Here is a 20,326-nt window from a genome sequence, read left to right as displayed (position 1 = left end):
ATCCCTCGCGAGCAATAAATAGTTGTCCTGTGAACAGCGTGCGAAGCTCGTCCGAAGAGTGAATTGGAGGATTCTTTCGCTTGGGAATCCCTGAGGACTCACTGATACTTGGGACCATCCAAGGCGCGGGTTTGATCCCTGGCTTTCCTCTCTTTCCACCATATTTAGTATTTGATTTAGAAACTCGTACTACTCCTTGACGGGTACGACGGAGTCGTCATAGCTTCGATCCTGTTCGGCGCGAGTGTGTTTCGGGTCTTCGCCGGTCGCTCCTGAAGGGTTCCAGAATGGCCACTCCGTCCGCCGGTCGAGGCAGCGGAGCGTGGACGTGTCTGCTCTGAAACCGGGGCTATCAGGGCGGCCAAAAACCGGGGGCCGGCTCAAATCGAGGTGTAAGGCGTTGAGTCCGAAGCGTGGCCGAACCGGAAGGTTCGGGCGGATCGGGCTTCCAGGAAAACAGGGCCGGAACCACCGGCTGAAGCTGCGGGCCGCGAAAAGTCCGCGAATGGAAATCGCCGATGCCGCGCCGAAGCGGTTACGGGCAGTTACGGGGCACGAAGACAATGCGATTCCAACGGCGCTACACCAAAGATGGCCAGTCACCCTATGCGGAGATCGATTTCCGGCTGACGACAAGCGAGATCCGTAATCCGGACGGTTCGGTGGTGTTTCGCCTCGAGAACGTGGAAGTGCCGGAGTTCTGGTCGCAGGTGGCTTCCGATGTTCTGGCCCAGAAGTATTTCCGGAAGGCGGGCGTCGCGGCGCGCCTGAAGAAGGTCGAGGAAGAGACCGTGCCGTCGTGGCTGTGGCGCTCAGAGCCGGACACCGAGGCGCTCAGCCTGCTGCCCGAAAAAGAGCGCTTCGGCAGCGAACTCTCCTCAAAGCAGGTGTTCGATCGCCTCGCGGGGTGCTGGACCTATTGGGGCTGGAAAGGCGGCTACTTCACGAGCGAAGACGACGCTCGCGCCTTCAACGACGAACTGCGCTACATGCTGGCGCGCCAGATGGTGGCGCCAAACTCGCCGCAGTGGTTCAACACCGGACTGCACTGGGCCTACGGCGTCGATGGACCCGGCCAGGGTCACTACTACGTCGACTTCAAGACCGGCAAGATGACCAGGTCGAAGTCGTCCTACGAGCATCCGCAGCCGCACGCCTGCTTCATCCAGGGTATCGAGGACGACCTCGTCAACGAGGGCGGCATCATGGACCTGTGGGTGCGCGAGGCGCGCCTGTTCAAATACGGCTCCGGCACCGGCTCCAATTTCTCGCGGCTGCGCGGTGAAGGCGAACGCCTCTCGGGCGGCGGCCGCTCCTCCGGCCTGATGAGTTTCCTCAAGATCGGCGACCGCGCCGCGGGCGCTATCAAGTCGGGCGGCACCACGCGCCGCGCCGCCAAGATGGTGGTGGTCGATGCCGATCATCCGGACATCGAGCAGTACATCGACTGGAAGGTGAAGGAGGAGCAGAAGGTCGCGGCGCTGGTCACCGGCTCGAAGCTGAACCAGAAGCACCTCAAGGCCATCATGAAGGCCTGCGTCAACTGCGAGGGCTCGGGCGACGACTGCTTCGATCCCGAGAAGAACCCGGCGTTGCGCCGCGAGATCAAGCTGGCGCGCCGCGCGCTGGTCAACGACAACGTCATCAAGCGGGTGATCCAGTACGCCCGGCAGGGCTACAAGGACATCGACTTCCCGGTCTACGATACGGACTGGGACTCCGAGGCCTATCTCACCGTCTCCGGCCAGAATTCCAACAACTCGGTGTCGCTAAAGGACGACTTCCTGCGCGCGGTCGAGACCGACGGCGACTGGAGTCTGGTCGGCCGCACCAACAAGAAGGTGACGAAGACGCTGAAGGCCCGCGATCTCTGGGAAAAGATCGGTTACGCCGCCTGGGCATCGGCCGATCCCGGCCTGCACTTCAACACCACCATGAACGACTGGCACACCTGCAAGGCATCCGGCGATATCCGCGCGTCGAATCCGTGCTCGGAATACATGTTTCTCGACGACACTGCCTGCAATCTGGCGTCGCTGAATCTGCTGACGTTCTATCGCAGCAGCGCGGCAGACGCTTCCCTGTTCTCTCCCCCCTTGTGTGGAGAGGGGGATAAAGCTGCAAACGCTGGCACCAATGGTTTACCCGCCTCCCTACCCTCCCCCACAAGGGGGGAGGAAAAAGATCGCGCCTTCGACATCGACGCCTATGAACACACCGTCCGTCTCTGGACCGTCGTGCTGGAAATCTCGGTGCTGATGGCGCAGTTCCCGTCGAAGGCGATCGCGGAGCTCTCTTACGAATTCCGCACGCTGGGCCTCGGCTTCGCCAACATCGGCGGCCTCCTGATGACCATGGGCCTGTCCTATGACTCGAAGGAAGGCCGGGCGTTGTGCGGCGCGCTGACCGCGGTCATGACCGGCATCGCCTACAAGACCTCCGCCGAAATGGCCGGCGAACTCGGCGCCTTCCACGGCTACAAGAAGAACGCTGGCCACATGCTGCGCGTGATTCGCAATCACCGCCGCGCCGCGCTCGGTCAGTCGCACGGCTACGAGGCGCTCGCGGTCAACCCGGTGCCGCTCGACCATGCCTCCTGCCCGCAGTCCGACCTCATCGCCCATGCGACGAAGGCGTGGGACGACGCGCTCGCGCTCGGCGAACAGCACGGCTACCGCAATGCGCAAGTGACCGTGGTGGCGCCGACCGGCACCATCGGCCTGGTGATGGATTGCGACACCACCGGCATCGAGCCCGACTTCGCGCTGGTGAAGTTCAAGAAGCTGGCCGGCGGCGGTTACTGGAAAATCATCAACCGCGCCGTGCCGGAGGCGTTGCGCGCACTCGGCTATCGCGAGAGCGAGATCGCCGAGATCGAGGCCTATGCGGTCGGTCACGGCTCCCTGTCCAACGCGCCCGGCATCAACGTCTCCACCTTGAAGGCCAAGGGTTTTACCGACGAGGCCATTGTGAAAGTGGAGAAAGCGCTGCCGACTGCGTTTGACATCAAGTTCGCCTTCAACAAATGGACGTTCGGCGAAGACTTCATCCGCGACACGCTCGGCATCGGCTCCGAGGCCCTCGCATCGCCGACCTTCGACCTGCTCGCGGCGATCGGCTTCAGCAAGCGCGAGATTGAGGCCGCCAACGTGCACATCTGCGGCGCGATGACGGTGGAAGGCGCGCCGCACCTCAAGGCCGAGCACTATGCGGTGTTCGACTGCGCCAACCCCTGCGGCAAGATCGGCAAGCGTTATCTGTCGGTCGAGAGCCACATCCGCATGATGGCGGCGTCGCAGCCGTTCATCTCTGGCGCGATCTCCAAAACCATCAACATGCCGAACGACGCCACGGTGGACGACTGCAAGTCGGCCTATCTTTTGTCCTGGAAGCTCGCGCTGAAAGCCAACGCACTCTACCGCGACGGCTCGAAGTTGTCCCAGCCGCTCAACTCGCAGCTCATCAGCGACGACGACGAGGATGACGATGCGATCGAGACGTTCTATGACAAGCCGATGGCGGCGCGCACCGCGCAGGTATCGGAAAGGGTCGTGGAGAAACTGGTCGAGCGTATCGTCGTGCTGCGCGAACGCGAGAAGATGCCGGACCGCCGCAAGGGCTATACCCAGAAGGCGGTTGTCGGCGGACACAAGGTTTACGTCCGCACCGGCGAATACGACGACGGCCGCATCGGCGAGATATTCATCGACATGCACAAGGAAGGCGCGGCGCTGCGCTCCTTCATCAACAACTTCGCCATCGCGGTGTCGCTCGGCCTGCAGTACGGCGTGCCGCTGGAAGAGTATGTCGACGCCTTCACCTTCACCCGCTTCGAGCCTGCCGGCCCGGTGCAGGGCAACGACTCGATCAAGTACGCGACCTCGATCCTCGACTATGTGTTCCGCGAACTCGCAGTGAGCTATATGGGCCGCTACGACCTCGCCCATGTCGATCCCAGCGAATCCGGTTTCGACGCCATCGGCAAGGGTGTCGCCGAAGGCAAGGAGCCGGAAGGCCAGCAGGCCACCCGCTACGTCTCCAAGGGCCTGACCCGTTCGCGCACCGACAACCTCGTCGTCATGCGCGGGGGTGGAACTGATATCGCGAACACGGATGCCGTCGCCAAATCTGATCAGCCGAGAATGGGATATTCGGATAGCAAAAGCGAAAACACAGTAACGGCTTTGAGGCTTGAGCCAGAACGTGATCGGTCGCCAACCGAAAAGCTTGAGGCACAAGCGCGGAGCAAGCCTGGTTCAGCACAAGCAGCATCAGTGCAGTTTGGGCCTTCAAAAGCCGAACGACGCGCAGAAGCTCAAGCGAAAGGCTATGTCGGCGATATGTGCGCAGAATGCAGCAGCTTCACTTTGGTGAGAAACGGAACTTGTTTAAAATGTGACACTTGCGGTTCAACAACGGGCTGTAGCTGAGACGACGACTATGGCCCGCGATCACAAAGTTCGAATCAATGACCGCAAAGGCATCGCTAAAATTGCGATGTCTTGGTGGCTCGTTGCTAATAGGCTTGGACACAGCTTTAACATCTGCACATTTGTTACCGAGATACTTGCAAAAAAGCTGCGCAACAAAGGCACCCTCAAAATAATTTACTACCGCCATGAAGATTTGCACGAGAAGGCATGCGTGACCTTCGACCCACTAACGCTACACATCGTCGAGCAAATCTGGATCGACGCGGACTTAGGTAAACCATACGCTCGACGAATAGTCGCCCACGAAATTGGTCATATCGTGCTCCACGATCGTAATGCGGTAGCGTTCTCGGACGACAAAACTGCGCAGCTCAATTTCATTCAAGACGAAGAATCTGGCGAGTGGCAGGCAAACATTTTTGCCGACTATTTCTTGGTGCCCGATCATGTAGCTGTAAAACTTAAGATACCCGACGTTATTGCCGGTCTGTGCGTAGTGACCGACGAACTAGCCGAACGACGAATCCACGAAGCTAAGTCTGAGAAAGAAATATTGATGCCGACTTATGGGGGCGACATGTGTCCCGATTGCTCGAACTTCACATTGGTTCGTAACGGTACTGTCCTAATGTGCGACACATGTGCTCGCCGGGCGGAATGTTAGAAAATACGGTTTCGAGAAACGCTTTTCGTATTCCTCAACAAAATTGGGGACAACCTGCAAAGGTTAGGTTTTACAAAACGAACAAAGCATGACCGTTCATAGTATAAAAGAAATGATTCGTTTTCCTGAAATACCAATGCCGAGGCGCGAACCTCGGCATTGGAACCCGTGAAGCACAGTTGAGGTACTTGCGGGGGCGCCGAGAAAGCATCGCTTCCTCTCAGTCGCGTGAGCAGTTAAGCGATTCTATCATCCGGCGTCCAGCGGAGCCTCAGCGTTTTCCAACGCCCAATGGGCAGAAGACAAGACAAATGGCTAAATACGACAGGAACTCAGGCAAAGCTTGGACGCCAAGCGAAGTGAAGCAACTTCGCCAAGAAGCGAAGGACAACACTCCGACTCGTGTAATCGGACTGCATCTTGGCCGCACTGAAACAGCGGTAAGAGCGAAAGCGTCAGAAAATGGCGTTTCGCTGAAGCCGACTAATCAATCTCCCTATAATCGCCGGAAATAACCTCGGGCAGACAACAGGAGAGAGTGATGACGCAGCATTACTTTGCAATGAGCGGCAATTGGATAGGCTTCAGGCGAAGTCCAGATGACAAATACTTGTTCGACAAGAATGGGAGGTGGGTTGGATGGTTTCCTTGGAGCGACAATGATGCGGTCGATACAAACGGAAAATACCTAGGCACTGCTGTAGGCAACCGGTTTGTACGATTTAATTCGCGACCGTATCGAGGTTATCCGGGATATCCGGGTTACCCAGGCTATCCAGGATACCCCGGTTATCCGGGTTACGCTGGTTATTCCGGTTACATTTCGGGTGCTCAGGACGTGAATATTTAAAAGTAGTCACTCGTAAACGCGCAATGCGACCGACGTGTGGACGCCGTTCGCACTGCGTAATTTTGGTTCTGTAGCGATGCACGACGAAGGTTGCGGAAGCCATACTTACTTATTCATTGGTGAGATTGCCAACGCAGCAACCATTAGTGAATAGCAAGCCGGGTATACAGAAACGGCACCGAATTGCGCTTCGATCTAAACGAGCCTACCGCCTCACCCACACGTCCACACCGGCCCGATCGGGGTCTGCGTCCAACATGGGCCGATGCTGCCGCCGTTGAAGCGGCCGCGGTAGAAGCCGGGACGGCCGGGATAGCGCCATTCGCCGCTGCGCCAATTAAAATATTGCACGTTCGGGTCGATGTACCAATGGCGGCGGGCACGACGCGCGTTGCGCAGCACGACAGGCTCCTGCTTGAACAGCGGAGCGGCGTTGTTCAGCGGTTGACGATAACCCGGCAGAAAGCCGTAATTGTGCGAGCGATGCATGTGCTTCTTATGGCGCGGCGCCGCCTCCGCTGCGACGGACGGCAGCGACATAACGATGACCATCGATAGGCACAGGAGTCGCAACATAGGTTGATCCTAACGCATTTCAGATTTTGACTGAAACGCTTCATGCATATGTCATTGCGAGCGAAGCGAAGCAATCCAGTTCTTCTTCTGGCTTTCTAGATTGCTTTGTCGTTTCGTTCCTCGCAATGACGGTGGCTGGGAACCGCGCGCCGCTCGCGCCCTCACCTGCGGATATGCTCAAGCGCGCCATCCTTGTGGGCCGCGACGTGAGCGGTCTTGTCGCTTTTGATTTCGTACTGCGGGTCGTCTTCCGATGCGCGGTGGGTGTGGCCCTTGTAGTCGAAATCCCCGGTGTGGATGGCGACGATTGTCCCAGACACCCGGCCCGCTTCGGAATTCCAGCTCACATGATCGCCGATCTTGAATCGCTTTGCCATCGTGTTTTCCCGGGTCGGGCTACGCGCTAACGCCGTCCTTTGTCCCACAACCGAAAGCCTCCCTCGAATGCGTCGGCGTTATCGCCACGCCGTGACTTTGGCGGCAGCTTGTCGAGATGCTCGACATTGCCGCCGCCGATCAGCACCTCATCGGGCTCCAGCGCGGCGGCGAGCTGCTTGACGATATCGGTGACGTGCTTCCGCCATTTCCTGTCGCCGCGGCGCTCGCGCCCGGCTTCGCCGGCATAATCCTCGTAGGTCTTGCCCTTGCGATACGGCAGGTGTCCCAATTCCATCGGCTCCAGTTCGCCGTCGACGATCATCGCGGAGCCGAGCCCGGTGCCAAGCCCAAGAAACAGCATCCGTCCGCCTTTGTAACCGCCGAGCGCCTGCATCAGCGCATCGTTGACGACCTTGGTCGGTTTGCCGAACGCCTTCTGGAAGTCGAAGCCCTTCCACCCCTCGCCGAGATTCCACGGCTCGTGCAGCGGACGATTGCCTGCGACGGGGCCGGGATAGCCGATCGAGATGACGTCGCAGGACCAGTCCTTCGTCAGCGCCTTGACCCTGCGCACCATTTCTTTCGCCGTGAGATCGGGTCCGGATTCGAACTCGCGTTTGATGCGGTCCTTGCTGGTCATGACCTTGACGTGAGACCCGCCGACGTCGATCGCGAGAATGGATCGGGCGGTTGGGTTCGTGCGCGCTGTTTTCATGGTGTCTGTCCCTAGAACGTCTCATCTATGCCCAAGGTTCCGATGAAGCGATCAAATGCGGCCGTATTGCCGTCGCCTGCCTTACACACAAACCGGCTTGCGGCCTCTCGCATTCGGACCTAACTAGTTGGGATATCCCGCCTTTCCCGGAGTCCTCCTTAGATGACCGATGCCCCCTACAAGCCGCCCAAAGTCTGGACCTTTGACAAGGAGAATGGCGGCAGATTCGCCTCGGTCAACCGGCCGACCGCCGGAGCAACCCACGAGAAGGTATTGCCCGTGGGGAAACACCCCTTCCAGCTTTATTCGCGGGGAACGCCGAACGGCCAGAAGGTCACGATCATGTTCGAGGAGCTGCTCGCGCGCGGGCACACCGGCGCGGAATATGACGCGTGGCTGATCCAGATCGACGGCGAGCAGTTCGGCTCGGGATTTGTCGAGGTCAATCCGAATTCGAAGATACCGGCACTGATTGACCGCTCGAGACCTGTGCCGTTCCGCGTGTTCGAGTCCGGCGCGATCCTTTTGCACCTTGCCGAGAAATTCCGCGAGTTTATTCCGAAGGCAACGGCGGCGCGCGCGGAATGCCTGTCCTGGCTGTTCTGGCAAATGGGGAGCGCGCCCTATCTCGGCGGCGGCTTCGGGCATTTCTACAACTATGCGCCGGAGAAGATCGAATATGCCATCAACCGCTTCGCGATGGAGACGAAGCGGCAGATGGATGTGCTGGACCGCCGGCTTAAGGACAACGAATATCTGGCCGGCAAGGAATACACGATCGCGGACATCGCGGTGTGGCCATGGTACGGCGGCCTGGCCCAGGGCAGGCTCTACGGCGACAGCGCCACCTTCCTCGACGTTCAAAGCTACAGGAACGTGCAACGCTGGACCGCGCAGATTGCAGCCCGGCCTGCGGTGAAGCGCGGTCGCATCGTCAACCGCACCTCCGGCGATCCCGCAAGCCAGCTCCGCGAGCGCCACGACGCCTCCGATTTCGAAACCCGGACGCAGGATAAGCTGGCGAAACAAGCCTAACGCTCGCCTGCATCATTTGCAGCCATTCCGACCTGGAGCCCTTCATGCATGGAAAAGCCGTCGTCGTCACCGGAGCCTCCGGCGCGCTGGGCAAGGTGGTCGCGGACGCCGCTGTCGCGCGCGGCGCCCGAGTGGCTGGCATCAACCGGGCTGCAGCGAAAGGCGGCGCCACGGCCGACCGCATCGATCTCGGCGGCGTCGATCTGTCCGACGCGGCGCAGGCCTCGCGGGCCGTCGACGCGGCGGCCGCGCATTTCGGCCGGCTCGACGCCCTCATCAATATCGCCGGCGCGTTCACGTTCGAGACCGTCGCCGACGGCGACCCGAAAACCTGGCAGCGTCTTTACGCGATCAACGTGACCACCGCGCTGAACGCCTCGCGGGCCGCGATCCCGTATCTGGTTGCGTCCGGCGCCGGACGCATCGTCAACATCGGTGCGGTGGCGGCGTTGCAGGCCGGCAGCGGTATGGGTGCTTACGCCGCGTCGAAAGCCGGTGTGCATCGTCTGACCGAAGCGCTCGCCGCCGAACTGAAGGGAAAGGTCACCGTCAACGCCGTGCTGCCGTCCATCATCGACACGCCAGCCAATCGCAGGGACATGCCCGAGGCGGACTTTACGGCCTGGGTGACGGCGGATGAACTGGCGAACGTCATCCTGTTTCTGGCAAGCGATGCGGCGAGCGCCGTGACCGGGGCACTGCTGCCCGTGCGCGGACGTATTTGAAGCCTGATTTTCCGCAGGATACAACACCGCGGGTAAGTAACCCGATATTAATACCGTTGCCATTCAATCAAGCGGCGCAGCCGCGCTGTTTGCTACCCTTGCCGGCGACAAATTCCCGCAGGATCAACAACGCATGCATGGGCTCCGCAGTAGCTACGACTACGAGGACTTGCTGGCCTGCGGCCGGGGCGAAATGTTCGGGCCCAATGAGCCGAAACTTCCGCTGCCGCCGATGCTGATGTTCGATCGCATCACGGAGATCACGGAAGGCGGCGGGAGGTACGGGCGCGGGCTGGTGCGCACGGAACTCGACATCAAACCGGATCTCTGGTTCTTTCGTTGCCACTTTCAGAACGACGCGGTGATGCCCGGTTGCCTTGGCCTCGACGGGCTGTGGCAAATGGTTGGATTTTATCTGGTCTGGCTCGGCCGCGACCGCCATGTGCGGGCCCGCGCCCTCGGCCTCGGCGATCTGAAGTTTACGGGGCAGATCCTGCCGCACGTCCGCAAAGTCGCGTACACTGTGGATATCAAGCGCGTGATGCGTTCGAAACTGGTGATGGCGATTGCCGATGGCACGGTGTGCGCGGATGGCGAGGTGATCTATCGCGCCAGCGATCTTCGGCTCGGCCTGTTCAAGCACCTTCCTGACTCGCCGATTGAACCGGCCGGCTGATAAACTCAGGCCGTGAGTCATCCGGAGTCGCCGCACCCGTGGAAACCGCTCTTTATCTCCCGGTCAAACGTCATCTTGAAAGCCTCGGCTTCACGGTCAAGGGCGAGATCGGCGGCTGCGATCTGGTCGCGCTCAGCGGCGACGATCCGCCTGTCGTGGTGATCGGCGAGTTGAAGCTCAGCTTCAATCTCGAATTGATCCTGCAAGGCGTCGACCGCGCCGGCGCCTGCGACGAGGTCTGGCTTGCCGCCAGGCTGTCGATGCGCGGCAAGGGTCGCGAGCGTGACGCGCGCTATCGCAACCTGTGCCGGCGGCTCGGCTTCGGGATGCTTGGGGTAACCGAGCGGGGTGGCGTTGAAGTGCTGGTCGCGCCCTCCGCCGCCAGTCCCCGCCGCAATCCCAAAAAGCGGTCCCGGCTGGTCGCGGAGCACCAGCGCCGCAAGGGCGATCCCGTGGCCGGCGGCACCACACGGACGCCGATCATGACAGCCTATCGCCAGCAGGCGCTGAGCTGTGCGGCCGCGATGGCCGCGGGTCCGCGCTGCGTGCGGGATCTCAGGCCGGAAAATCCGGACGCCGGAAAAATCCTTCTCCATAACGTCTATGGATGGTTCGACCGCGTCGAGCGCGGGACCTATACCTTGACCGACGCGGGCCACGCCGCGTTGAAGCGATGGCCACAGCATTTCCCCGGATCGTCGCCAACCGCCTGACACTGCCGGGCCATGAAGATCTCTTCGATGAGGCTCCCAGCCGTGCCTCGAACACATGCATCACTCGCGCGAGGCGCGGCTGCATGTCTCATGCGGTTCATATCGACTGCGACAATCCGTAGCCGCAAGCGCGTCAAAATGCATAGCTGTCTTGCCAAGGCAAATTCCGTATTGAGATACAGCATCAAGTCTCATAAAGCGGAATGAGATTTGATTGAATCGTTGTGTTCCGGTTTCTGCCGGACATCACGTCCCGAGTTTGAATCGAATTGAAGACGTGAGTGTACGGGACAAAGGCGAACGAAGCGACGTCGTTCGTCGCACGGCTATGATGCGTTGAAGCGCTTCATCGTCAATTTTCTCGGGTTTTAGGTTTGCGAAACACACTGAGGCGACCGATGAACGAAGGCTGGCAGACGAAATATGGCATCCGGCGGGTCCGCCGCGATCCTCCCACGCTGGACGAAGCCATCTTCGCGGCCACTGGCATCACCGACGATCTCGACTCGCAGGCCGAGATCGCGGCATCGTTGATTGGGATGCCGTTCGATGTCGTTCACGCCGAGGTCAAGAAAGCCGCCCGCGTCATTGCGCGGTCGCCCACGACGCGCGTGATTGCCGGCGAACAGGGCGCGCTGCGCTCGGTCGTAGTCGAGCGCCGCGTGGTCCGCAGATTCGGCAACGATAAACGAATCTGATCCGGATCGTCGCCGCGACCAGCTTGCCGTCCCGCGTCAAAATCAAAAACATAGAGCCCCGCTTCTGCATCAGAAGCGGAAAGGCTGTGTTGGTCCGACTCTAAATTCGTATCCCGTTCAGCAACGCCGTCTCGCGAATGCTAGAATCGAAGGACCGCAATATAAGTTTATAATAGAGTTTGGATTTGACATTCGCTTGCCGGGTTTGCTGCAAATTGTGTAGCGAATGTCAAATTCACTCCACAAGGGGGCCGGGAATGCCGGGAAATCGTGACCTGCTGTTTCTGACGGTCGGTGCGCTGATCGTCGCGGCGTCCGCCGCAAACGCTTCGCAAGTGTCGCGAGAAACCGACATCGTCACGCTGCGATTGGGCGAACGCATCCTCGTCGACGACGGATCCTGCCCGGCGGGGCAGATCAAGGAAATCTCCGGCGCGAAACTCGGCCCGACCGGCGTTGTTCGTACACGCAAATGCGTACCACGGACCGGCTTGAGACGGTGAATGCGGGTCGCAACCGCAACTCGAAACGCAGCCTGCGGCCAAAACCTAATGCGAAAAGAAATCACCGCATTTTTGCACGGCCGTATCCGCGGCGCCCCATGGCATGATTGGCACCGAGGATGTCGAATTCTTCGGCGAACCTTCGATCAGCCGGTCCGAATAAACCATGTAGACCAGCACGTTTCGTTTCGCGTCGCAGCCGCGCACGATCTGCATCTTCTTGAAAAACAGCGAGCGCCTTTGCTGGAACATGTCCCCGCCCTGCTCCATCTTTTTTCCCTTGAAACGAATCGGCCCGATCTGGCGGCAGGCCAGCGAAATATCCGAGACCTGCTCCGCCAGCCCCAGCCAGCCCTTGACGCCGCCCTTCTCCGGCACGGTGAAATGGCAGGCGACGCCCTCGATCTCCGGGTCATCGACGCCATAGGTCGCAAGCTTGTCATTCGGAGTCAGCAGGTTGAATACCGTCGAGCGGCGAAAGATCAGGTCGGGTTCGTCCGCCGCATGGGCTTGCGATCCGGCGAGCACCGCAATCGCCAGGATGGCGAAGACGAAGGAGATCCAGGCCGTTCGGCGCTTGTCATCATCAGTCTGGTCACGAAATGCCATCATTCGCTCCGTTTGCTGGTCCAGGCGTATGTAGGATCGCCTGGTTCCCACGGAAAGATGCCGATCGCCAAGACGGCGGGCATTAGACTCGTGTGAAGACATTCAAACTATTTTTGACCGAACGAGGGCTCCGGACGGGCCGTGCCCGGCGAGTATGAGCGTCTGCGACGTTAACATCTGAGCCATGATTCGAGGAACAAAGGCGTGAGCGAGTACTGGTCTTTCCTCCCGACGGCACGATGGTGTTCATTGTTGGGCAAACTTTTCCCGGTCCGAGCGCCTGCATGTGTCGGCCCGGTGCGGCTCTGGATCGGACCGGTCACCGCTATCCTGATCGGACTGATGTCACCCGCGCAGAGCCAGATTTTCTGGCAGAACGATTATCCGGACGATTATCCGGAGGTCTATATCGAAGAGCCTCCTCCACCTCCCGCCACGAAGCCCCGGCCGCATCGAGCCAAACATCACCGCCTCGCAAAGTCCAAATCAGCCGCCAAGGTTGCGCGCAAGCCTCAAGGTCCGATCATCATTGCCATTTCGATCCGCCGGCAAATGCTCAAGGTCTATGACGCCAACGGCCTTTTCGCCGAAACGCCGGTATCGACCGGAATGCGCGGCCACTCGACCCCAATGGGCGTTTTCAGCATCATCCAGAAGCAGAAATGGCACCGCTCGAACATCTACAGCGGTGCGCCGATGCCCTACATGCAGCGCATCACCTGGTCCGGCATTGCGATGCACGCGGGCGTGCTTCCGGGTTACCCCGCATCGCATGGATGCATCCGAATGCCCATGAGCTTCGCGGTGAAGATGTGGCGCTGGACCAAAATAGGCGCGCGGGTGATCATCACCCCCGGCGAAGTGACGCCCGCGGATTTTTCGCATCCGCTGCTGTCGACGCATCGGCCAGAGCCCGCTCCTGTCGCCGCCGAAGTGCTGACCGCCGATGCCGGCGGCGCAACGGTGCAGCGGGCGGTCCTATCAACCGCGACCGATTCTCCTGTGGCGGGCGAGTTTCAAACACCTGAGCCGGCGGCCGACCCGATCAAGGCCGATGCAGACAACACGAAGGACGCCGACGTCACGGCGGCAGCAGCCGTCAAGCCTGACGCGGATACGGCCAGGACCGAAGGCAAGCCGCAAAGCGCCGGATCCGCCGCCGACGTCACGGCGACCGCGCAGGATCAATCTCAACCATCGCCGGCGAGCGACGTGACCGCCGAGCCCATGGCGATCTCTGCGCTCAAGCGGAGCGACCGGATCGCGGTCTTTGTCAGCCGCAAGGACAGCAAGATTTACGTGCGGCAGAACTTTGCACCGCTATTCGATGCTCCCGTCACCATCACCCCGAGCGACCGGCCGTTGGGAACACACGTGTTCACGGCCGAAGCCGACAAGGACAATAAGGACGACTTCCGTTGGTCGGTGGTGTCGCTCCCGGCAATGGCGCGCCGCACGGCCCGGGTGCGTGTCCGCGAAAAGCGGTCGCGCGAGCGAACGGACGCAAAGTCCAGACCGGCTCCTGTTCCGGACAGCGCTGCCGATGCGCTGGACCGCATCTCCCTTCCTCAAGACGTCATGACGAAAATCGCCGAATCGCTTTCGTCCGGCGACTCCATCGTCGTCTCCGATCAGGGCATCGCCGGCGGTGAAACTGGCAAAGGCACTGACTTCATCGTCAAGCTCCAATAGCCGAGGGAACAGTTAACCGACGGAGATTAAACGCCGTTTCTGTGGAAGGGCTCTGCGTAGCTGCGCTAGGATGACGAGGGACGGAAGAAGCGCGGGTGATTCAACGTGCGACAACCTCTGAGGTGATCGATATGCGCTCGACTTCCTGCGCGACAAGGAAGTGGTGCTGAAAGAAACTCGACAAGGTCGGCAAGGGCGTTATTTTAATGCACGATTTCCAGAAGCATACCGCCGAGGCGCTGCCGGAGATTCTGCGCAGGCTGAAGGCCGGAGGCTACAAGGTGGTGCAGATGAAGACCAAGGCGCCAGTCGAGACGCTCGTGCAATACGACGAGGAGTTGAAGAAGGATACCAGGCTGCCGACCGTGAACACGCGTCCGGTCGATAGCGTGGTCCAGACCATCTCCGAATAGCCAGCGACGATCCGGGACGCACAAATGCTTCGTATCGAAGGTTACGTCATCGTGTCGGCGAACGGAATGCTCGCCGATGCGAACCGGGTTATGCCCGAAGCGCTGAAATTCAAAGGCGACCTTGAGTTCTTCACCGGGGGGCTGGATCGCGTGGATATCGTCGTGCACGGCCGCAATTCGTTCGAGGATCAGCCCAACTCGCCGCTTCGTAAGCGGATCATATTGACTCATCGCGTCACGGGTCTGGCCGCCGATCCGGAGAACGCAAAGGCGACCTTGTGGAATCCTGCCGGCGCTTCGTTCGAGGACGCCTGTGCTCACGCCGGTGTTCGAGACGGAACCGCCGCGATCATCGGCGGCCCCGGCGTGTTCGAAATGTTTCTCGATCGTTACGACACGTTTTGGCTGTCGGAGGCTCCGCTCGTGACGCTGCCCGGCGGCGAAGGCTGCTTCCCGGGCGTTCCCGACGATTCTCCGCAAGCCGTGCTGGCGGCGCATGGGCTCCAGCCTCGCGAAGTCAGGATTCTCGATGCGGCGAAGGAGGTTCGCGTCACCGCCTGGCGCCGCGCACGCCCGTACTTGTTGCGGGCATCCACGTCTTGACTGGCTCAAACTCCGCCAGCCGGCTCTGACGTTTGCGGACGACGGTCGATCCCGGCGATGATGAACAACGCCCCGACCAGCGACAGGTTCTTCAACGCGTGGATCAAGTTGTTGGTCGATTCGAGCCCAGCCTGGTTCCAGAAGTCGTGGTAGGAGAACGTCGCCACGACGATGAATACCGCCAGCACCCACGAAAAGAAACGCGCTCCGAGGTTGAGCGCGATGAACACGCCGCAGACAAGCTCAAGCACGCCGACTGCGATGGCCAGCATGTGAGCGGTCGGCATGCCTGTCAGCCCCTCAAGTTGCGTGGTGAATCCCATCAGCGCGGATGGGATGACGACCTTGGACGCAATCCCGTCTGCTGTCGCCGCGATGTCGAACAGCTTGGACGCGCCTGAAACGATGAACAACACAGAAAACAGGATTCGTCCGACAATGATAAACGCTGGCATGATCGGCCCCCAAAATTAGGCAGACGTGAATCGTCCCTCAAGAGTTCGAGTATGGACGCTTCGCGCAGCGTTTTGAAAGATCGAAAAAAAGCCCGCCCGTCATATTTCAGCCGAACAAGGTTGGCTGTCGACTCGCACGCTCCTGTGCCTCGACCACTGCCACGGCCGTCATATTGAGTATGCCGCGCGCCGTCACCGACGGGGTCAGGATGTGCGCCGGCCGCGCGGGACCGATCAGAATGGGGCCGACCTGCAATCCGCTGCCAAGCACCTTGATCATCTGATAGGCGGCATTCGCCGCATCGAGGTTGGGCAGAATCAGGACGTTGGCGACACCCGTGAGCCGGGAATGCGGCAGGATCAGTTGTCGCGCCGACTCCGACAAAGCGGTATCGCCCTGCATTTCGCCGTCAGCCTCGATCTTGGGATGGCGCTCAGTGAACAGCTCGGTCGCCCGACGCATCTTGCGCGACGATTCGGTATCGTAGCTGCCGAAATCGGAATGCGATACGAACGCGATCTTCGGCTTGATGTTGAAGCGTTGCACATGCACCGCCGCCCGAGCCGCGATGTCGGCGAGTTCTTCCGCGGACGGATTCGGACGCACTTGCGTATCTGCGATGAAATACGCGCCCTTGCCGGTGATCATCAGCGACAGCGCGGCGAAGTCGCTCGTGTCGGGCATGTACCCGATGATTTCCCGGACGTGCCGGAGGTGGCGCATATAGCTGCCTTCAACTCCGCACAGCATCGCGTCGGCTTCGTCGCGCACCACCGCAAGCGCGGCGATCACCGTCGCATTGGTGCGGATCGTGGTCCGGGCGACATCGGGCGTCGCACCGTGCCGGCCGGCGACGTCGATATAGGACTGCACGTATGAGCGGTAACGGGGATCGTCCTCAGGATTGATCAGGTCGAAATCCTTGCCAGCCCTGATCGCGAGACCGAGGCGTTTGATCCGCGTTTCCACGACGGAGGGACGACCAACCAGAATCGGAAGCGCGAGTCGCTCCTCAAGTACCTGCTGGGTGGCCCGAAGCACCCGCGTATCCTCGCCCTCGGCGTAGATCACCCGAACGGGCTGTGTTTTCGCCTTGGCAAACATCGGCTTCATGACGAGGCCGGAGCGGAACGCGAAGCGTTCGAGCCGCCCGTGGTATTCGTCAAAATTCGTGATCGGCCGCGTTGCGACGCCCGACGCCATGGCGGCTTTCGCAACCGCGGGCGCGATGCGCAGGATCAGCCGCGGGTCGAACGGACTCGGAATCAGCGAACCCGGTCCAAAACCTTCGGTCTCGCTATCAAACCGGACCGCCGCATCGGACGGCGGTTCGCGCGCGAGCTGCGCGATGGCATCGGCCGCGGCGTGCTTCATGTCCTCATTGATCGCTGTCGCGCCGACATCGAGGGCGCCGCGGAAGATGAAGGGGAAGCAGAGAACGTTGTTCACCTGATTGGGGAAGTCGGAACGCCCGGTGCAGATCATGGCATCGGGCCGCACCTTGCGCGCCTCGTCCGGCATGATTTCCGGAACAGGATTGGCGAGCGCCATGACCAGCGGCTTGTCCGCCATCTGCGCGACCATCTCCGGCTTCAGCACGCCACCGGCCGAGACACCGAGAAACACGTCAGCGCCCGCGATCACGTCGGCCAGCTTGCGCTTGTCGGTCTTCTGCGCATACGCCGCCTTCCACTTGTCCATCAACGTATTGCGGCCTTCATAGACCAGGCCGTCGATATCGCAGACCCAGATGTTCTTGTGCCGCGCGCCCATCGACACCAGCAGGTTGAGGCAGGCGATAGCCGCCGCCCCCGCGCCGGAAGCAACGATCTTGATGTCCGCGAGCGTCTTGCCATTCAGCAGCAAGCCGTTGGTGATGGCAGCGGCGACGATGATGGCGGTGCCGTGCTGATCGTCATGGAACACCGGGATCTTCATCCGGGCTTTCAGTTGCGCCTCGATCTCGAAGCACTCCGGACCCTTGATGTCCTCGAGGTTAATCCCGCCGAAGGTCGGCTCCAAAGCTGCGACCGTCTCGACCACACGCTCGATGGTGTCGGCGGCGATTTCGATGTCGAACACGTCAATGCCGGCGAATTTCTTGAACAGAACCGCCTTGCCTTCCATGACGGGCTTGGCCGCTAGCGGCCCGATATTGCCAAGGCCGAGCACGGCCGTGCCATTGGACACCACGGCGACCAGATTGGCCCGGCCGGTGAGGGTCGCGGCTTCCGCCGGATCGGCGACGATCTCCTCGCAGGCCGCGGCAACGCCCGGCGAATAGGCAAGCGCGAGGTCACGCTGGTTGGCGAGCGGCTTTGTGGCCTGGATTTCAAGTTTGCCAGGACGCGGGTTGCGGTGGAAGGCTAGCGCAGCGGAGCGGAGATCCTCAGAATACGACACGATAAACGCTCCCCGGAGATTTCATAAGACCGCTAAAGAGACCGCTAAAGCGGGATGAAATCAGTTGAACCGTCATTGCGAGCGAAGCGAAGCAATCCACCGCCACGAGACAAACTGGATTGCTTCGCTTCGCTCGCAATGACGCCAATTGGGCTTTAACTCATCCCTTTCTAGTCCTGCGGCAGATTGAGCCGGATATGAAGTTCGCGCAACTGCTTCGGCGTGACGTCGGACGGCGCGCCCATCAGGAGGTCTTCGGCCCGCTGGTTCATCGGAAACAGTGATATTTCGCGGAGGTTGGTGGTGCCACAGAGCAGCATGACGATGCGATCGACTCCGGCGGCCATGCCGCCATGCGGCGGCGCGCCGTATTGAAACGCGCGGTACATGCCGCCGAAACGCTCGACCACGTCGTTCTCGCCATAGCCCGCGATCTCGAACGCCTTCACCATCGCTTCCGGCCTGTGATTCCGAATGCCGCCCGAGGCGATCTCGTAGCCGTTGCAGGTGATGTCGTACTGGAACGCCGGAATTGATAAAGGGTCCAATGACTCAAGCGCGCCTAAGCCTCCTTGCGGCATCGAGAAGGGGTTGTGCGCAAAATCGATCTTCTTGGCCTCTTCGTCATATTCATACATCGGGAAATCGACGATCCAGGCCATTGCGAACTGTTCCTTGTCGATCAAGGCGAGTTCTTCACCAACTTTAGTGCGCGCAGTGCCTGCGAACTTATATATGTCCTTTGGAACGCCCATCACGAAGAACACAGCATCACCATCGACAAGGCCACTTGGTCTTAGATTGCGATAGCTATTCGCGACCTCGATTGGAAAAGTTTCCGCAAGCAAATTTTCAAGACTGTTCTGTTCTTCCATTGGAACGGGTACGCGAACGAGTTGCCCGAGCCGACCGTTCAGCTCTCGCTTCAGTTGAGCCGCAAGTTCAGGCCCAATGTTTTTTGCAATGGGTCCGGCGCCAGCATTATCTCCGTCCCGCCAAAAAATGTATCCGAGACCGGGCTGACCTTCACCCTTTGCCCAACCATCCATACGATCACAAAACGCTCGGCTCCCACCCTTCGGCGCCGGGATTGCCCAAATTCTTACGTTGGAATCGCGCGCGATTCCTCGCGCAAACAAGCCAAATCCGGAATCGCGGAACACGTTCGTTACGTCGTGTATCATTAGCGGATTGCGCAGGTCAGGCTTGTCTGTCCCAAAGGCCCGAACGGACGCGGAATGAGAAATGCGCGGCCAGTTCTTTGTCACCGGCTTGCCCTTGGCGAACTCCTCGAACACCCCGGTGATGACCGGCTCAACTGCAGCAAAAACATCATCCTGCTCGACAAAGCTCATTTCAAGATCGAGCTGGTAGAACTCGCCCGGCAGGCGGTCGGCGCGCGGGTCTTCGTCGCGGAAACACGGCGCGATCTGGAAATAGCGGTCGAAGCCGGACATCATCAGCAACTGTTTGTATTGCTGCGGCGCCTGCGGCAGCGCGTAGAACTTGCCGGGGTGGATGCGCGACGGCACCAGGAAGTCGCGCGCGCCTTCGGGCGAGGAAGCCGTCAGGATTGGCGTCTGAAATTCGAAGAACCCCTGCTCTTTCATGCGTTTGCGCATCGAATCGACGATGGCGCCGCGGGTCATGATGTTCTGGTGCAGCTTCTCGCGACGAAGGTCGAGGAAACGGTACTTAAGCCTTATGTCCTCTGGATATTCCTGCTCGCCGAACACCGGCAGCGGCAATTCGCCGGCCGGACCCAGCACCTCGATCTCATTGATGTAGATTTCGATCTGGCCGGTGGGCAGTTCCGGATTCTCGGTGCCCGCTGGCCGACGCCGGGCCTTGCCGTCAATCCTGACGACCCATTCCGATCGCAGCTTCTCGGCCTGCGCAAAGGCCGGCGAGTCTGGATCGGCCACGCACTGGGTCAGCCCATAGTGGTCGCGCAGGTCGATGAACAACACCCCGCCGTGATCGCGAATACGATGGCACCAGCCGGACAGGCGGACCGTCTGATCGATGTGGCTGTCGCGGAGCGCGCCGCAGGTATGGGACCGATAGCGATGCATGGAAATCCCTGGAGAATGCGTCAAAGGCGGAATCAGAGGTGGACCGAGCCGGGTGGAGAGCGTCAGGGTTTACCCGAGCCGGGAGAGTGCGGCAACCGAATGAGGGAAC

General features: G+C 60.3%; 17 protein-coding genes and 2 pseudogenes. 12 read left to right on the top strand and 7 right to left on the bottom strand.

Annotation, left to right across the window (positions count from 1 at the left end):
* Positions 1–563: 563 nt before the first annotated feature.
* The 3 genes and pseudogenes from V4R08_RS04335 to V4R08_RS04325 all read left to right on the top strand — a co-directional run.
* Positions 564–3,969: pseudogene (locus V4R08_RS04335) on the top strand (adenosylcobalamin-dependent ribonucleoside-diphosphate reductase); the annotation flags it as partial.
* A 471-nt stretch (positions 3,970–4,440) separates the two neighbouring features.
* The gene (locus V4R08_RS04330) at positions 4,441–5,097 is read left to right on the top strand and encodes an ImmA/IrrE family metallo-endopeptidase (RefSeq protein WP_335578207.1); all 657 of its coding nucleotides are present in this window, start codon (positions 4,441–4,443) and stop codon (positions 5,095–5,097) included.
* Positions 5,098–5,408: 311 nt separating this feature from the next.
* Positions 5,409–5,612 (top strand): hypothetical protein, encoded by a 204-nt coding sequence (locus V4R08_RS04325; protein WP_335578206.1) that lies wholly within the window; start codon positions 5,409–5,411, stop codon positions 5,610–5,612.
* A gap of 548 nt (positions 5,613–6,160) precedes the next feature.
* Here the strand turns inward: V4R08_RS04325 and V4R08_RS04320 are convergent.
* The 3 genes from V4R08_RS04320 to V4R08_RS04310 all read right to left on the bottom strand — a co-directional run bounded on the left by V4R08_RS04320 (position 6,161) and on the right by V4R08_RS04310 (position 7,616).
* Entirely contained in the window at positions 6,161–6,523 is a 363-nt protein-coding gene (locus V4R08_RS04320; RefSeq protein ID WP_335578205.1) for a hypothetical protein, read from the bottom strand.
* 161 nt (positions 6,524–6,684) lie between these two features.
* Positions 6,685–6,900 (bottom strand): hypervirulence associated TUDOR domain-containing protein, encoded by a 216-nt coding sequence (locus V4R08_RS04315; RefSeq protein WP_335578204.1) that lies wholly within the window; start codon positions 6,898–6,900, stop codon positions 6,685–6,687.
* Positions 6,901–6,926: 26 nt separating this feature from the next.
* On the bottom strand, positions 6,927–7,616 hold the full coding sequence (locus V4R08_RS04310) for an ROK family protein (protein ID WP_335578203.1): 690 nt from the start codon (positions 7,614–7,616) through the stop codon (positions 6,927–6,929).
* A 162-nt stretch (positions 7,617–7,778) separates the two neighbouring features.
* Here V4R08_RS04310 and yghU point away from each other — a divergent pair, with 162 nt between their 5' ends.
* From yghU to V4R08_RS04280, 6 genes are all read left to right on the top strand, one after another.
* Entirely contained in the window at positions 7,779–8,651 is an 873-nt protein-coding gene (gene yghU / locus V4R08_RS04305) for a glutathione-dependent disulfide-bond oxidoreductase (RefSeq protein WP_335578202.1), read from the top strand.
* A 44-nt stretch (positions 8,652–8,695) separates the two neighbouring features.
* Positions 8,696–9,376, top strand: a complete 681-nt coding sequence (fabG, locus tag V4R08_RS04300; protein WP_335578201.1) for a 3-oxoacyl-ACP reductase FabG — start codon at positions 8,696–8,698, stop codon at positions 9,374–9,376.
* Positions 9,377–9,509: 133 nt separating this feature from the next.
* Positions 9,510–10,052 (top strand): bifunctional 3-hydroxydecanoyl-ACP dehydratase/trans-2-decenoyl-ACP isomerase, encoded by a 543-nt coding sequence (fabA, locus tag V4R08_RS04295; RefSeq protein WP_335578200.1) that lies wholly within the window; start codon positions 9,510–9,512, stop codon positions 10,050–10,052.
* A gap of 38 nt (positions 10,053–10,090) precedes the next feature.
* Positions 10,091–10,765, top strand: coding sequence for a DUF2161 domain-containing phosphodiesterase (locus tag V4R08_RS04290; RefSeq protein WP_335578199.1), 675 nt, complete (start codon positions 10,091–10,093; stop codon positions 10,763–10,765).
* A 398-nt stretch (positions 10,766–11,163) separates the two neighbouring features.
* Positions 11,164–11,463: a hypothetical protein gene (locus V4R08_RS04285; RefSeq protein ID WP_335578198.1), complete on the top strand. Its 300-nt coding sequence runs from the start codon at positions 11,164–11,166 to the stop codon at positions 11,461–11,463.
* Between the two features lie 257 nt (positions 11,464–11,720).
* Positions 11,721–11,966 carry a DUF6719 family protein gene (locus V4R08_RS04280; RefSeq protein ID WP_335578197.1) on the top strand — a complete coding sequence of 82 codons (246 nt, stop codon included), beginning with the start codon at positions 11,721–11,723 and terminating at the stop codon, positions 11,964–11,966.
* Between the two features lie 45 nt (positions 11,967–12,011).
* Here the strand turns inward: V4R08_RS04280 and V4R08_RS04275 are convergent, their stop codons facing one another.
* Positions 12,012–12,575, bottom strand: a complete 564-nt coding sequence (locus V4R08_RS04275; protein ID WP_335578196.1) for a CreA family protein — start codon at positions 12,573–12,575, stop codon at positions 12,012–12,014.
* Between the two features lie 204 nt (positions 12,576–12,779).
* Between V4R08_RS04275 and V4R08_RS04270 the strand changes: the two genes are divergently transcribed.
* The 3 genes and pseudogenes from V4R08_RS04270 to V4R08_RS04260 all read left to right on the top strand — a co-directional run bounded on the left by V4R08_RS04270 (position 12,780) and on the right by V4R08_RS04260 (position 15,283).
* Complete coding sequence (locus tag V4R08_RS04270) at positions 12,780–14,267, top strand: L,D-transpeptidase (protein WP_442935626.1); 1,488 nt, start codon at positions 12,780–12,782, stop codon at positions 14,265–14,267.
* Between the two features lie 173 nt (positions 14,268–14,440).
* Positions 14,441–14,680: pseudogene (locus V4R08_RS04265) on the top strand (polysaccharide deacetylase family protein); the annotation flags it as partial.
* 24 nt (positions 14,681–14,704) lie between these two features.
* Positions 14,705–15,283, top strand: coding sequence for a dihydrofolate reductase family protein (locus V4R08_RS04260; RefSeq protein WP_335578194.1), 579 nt, complete (start codon positions 14,705–14,707; stop codon positions 15,281–15,283).
* A gap of 5 nt (positions 15,284–15,288) precedes the next feature.
* On the opposite strand, the gene V4R08_RS04255 is transcribed toward V4R08_RS04260, so the two are convergent.
* The 3 genes from V4R08_RS04255 to aspS form a co-directional block, all read right to left on the bottom strand.
* Positions 15,289–15,738 carry a DoxX family protein gene (locus V4R08_RS04255; protein WP_335578193.1) on the bottom strand — a complete coding sequence of 150 codons (450 nt, stop codon included), beginning with the start codon at positions 15,736–15,738 and terminating at the stop codon, positions 15,289–15,291.
* Between the two features lie 106 nt (positions 15,739–15,844).
* Entirely contained in the window at positions 15,845–18,145 is a 2,301-nt protein-coding gene (locus tag V4R08_RS04250) for an NADP-dependent malic enzyme (protein WP_335580178.1), read from the bottom strand.
* A 167-nt stretch (positions 18,146–18,312) separates the two neighbouring features.
* Entirely contained in the window at positions 18,313–20,217 is a 1,905-nt protein-coding gene (gene aspS / locus V4R08_RS04245; protein WP_335578192.1) for an aspartate--tRNA ligase, read from the bottom strand.
* Between the last annotated feature and the right edge of the window lie 109 nt (positions 20,218–20,326).

It is taken from the genome of Nitrobacter sp. NHB1 (assembly GCF_036964665.1).
In the GTDB taxonomy this organism is placed as follows: Bacteria; Pseudomonadota; Alphaproteobacteria; order Rhizobiales; family Xanthobacteraceae; genus Nitrobacter.
The sequence above is the reverse complement of the archived record's forward strand: the minus strand, read 5'-3'. Positions and strand labels throughout refer to the sequence as shown.

Bases quoted from the DNA above. Each gene is read 5' to 3' on its own strand.
- V4R08_RS04325 (WP_335578206.1), top strand. From the start codon at position 5,409: ATGGCTAAATACGACAGGAACTCAGGCAAAGCTTGGACGCCAAGCGAA.
- aspS (WP_335578192.1), bottom strand. From the start codon at position 20,217: ATGCATCGCTATCGGTCCCATACCTGCGGCGCGCTCCGCGACAGCCAC.
- fabG (WP_335578201.1), top strand. From the start codon at position 8,696: ATGCATGGAAAAGCCGTCGTCGTCACCGGAGCCTCCGGCGCGCTGGGC.
- fabA (WP_335578200.1), top strand. From the start codon at position 9,510: ATGCATGGGCTCCGCAGTAGCTACGACTACGAGGACTTGCTGGCCTGC.
- yghU (WP_335578202.1), top strand. From the start codon at position 7,779: ATGACCGATGCCCCCTACAAGCCGCCCAAAGTCTGGACCTTTGACAAG.
- V4R08_RS04310 (WP_335578203.1), bottom strand. From the start codon at position 7,616: ATGAAAACAGCGCGCACGAACCCAACCGCCCGATCCATTCTCGCGATC.
- V4R08_RS04275 (WP_335578196.1), bottom strand. From the start codon at position 12,575: ATGGCATTTCGTGACCAGACTGATGATGACAAGCGCCGAACGGCCTGG.
- V4R08_RS04320 (WP_335578205.1), bottom strand. From the start codon at position 6,523: ATGTTGCGACTCCTGTGCCTATCGATGGTCATCGTTATGTCGCTGCCG.
- V4R08_RS04280 (WP_335578197.1), top strand. From the start codon at position 11,721: ATGCCGGGAAATCGTGACCTGCTGTTTCTGACGGTCGGTGCGCTGATC.
- V4R08_RS04285 (WP_335578198.1), top strand. From the start codon at position 11,164: ATGAACGAAGGCTGGCAGACGAAATATGGCATCCGGCGGGTCCGCCGC.
- V4R08_RS04255 (WP_335578193.1), bottom strand. From the start codon at position 15,738: ATGCCAGCGTTTATCATTGTCGGACGAATCCTGTTTTCTGTGTTGTTC.
- V4R08_RS04315 (WP_335578204.1), bottom strand. From the start codon at position 6,900: ATGGCAAAGCGATTCAAGATCGGCGATCATGTGAGCTGGAATTCCGAA.
- V4R08_RS04330 (WP_335578207.1), top strand. From the start codon at position 4,441: ATGGCCCGCGATCACAAAGTTCGAATCAATGACCGCAAAGGCATCGCT.
- V4R08_RS04260 (WP_335578194.1), top strand. From the start codon at position 14,705: ATGCTTCGTATCGAAGGTTACGTCATCGTGTCGGCGAACGGAATGCTC.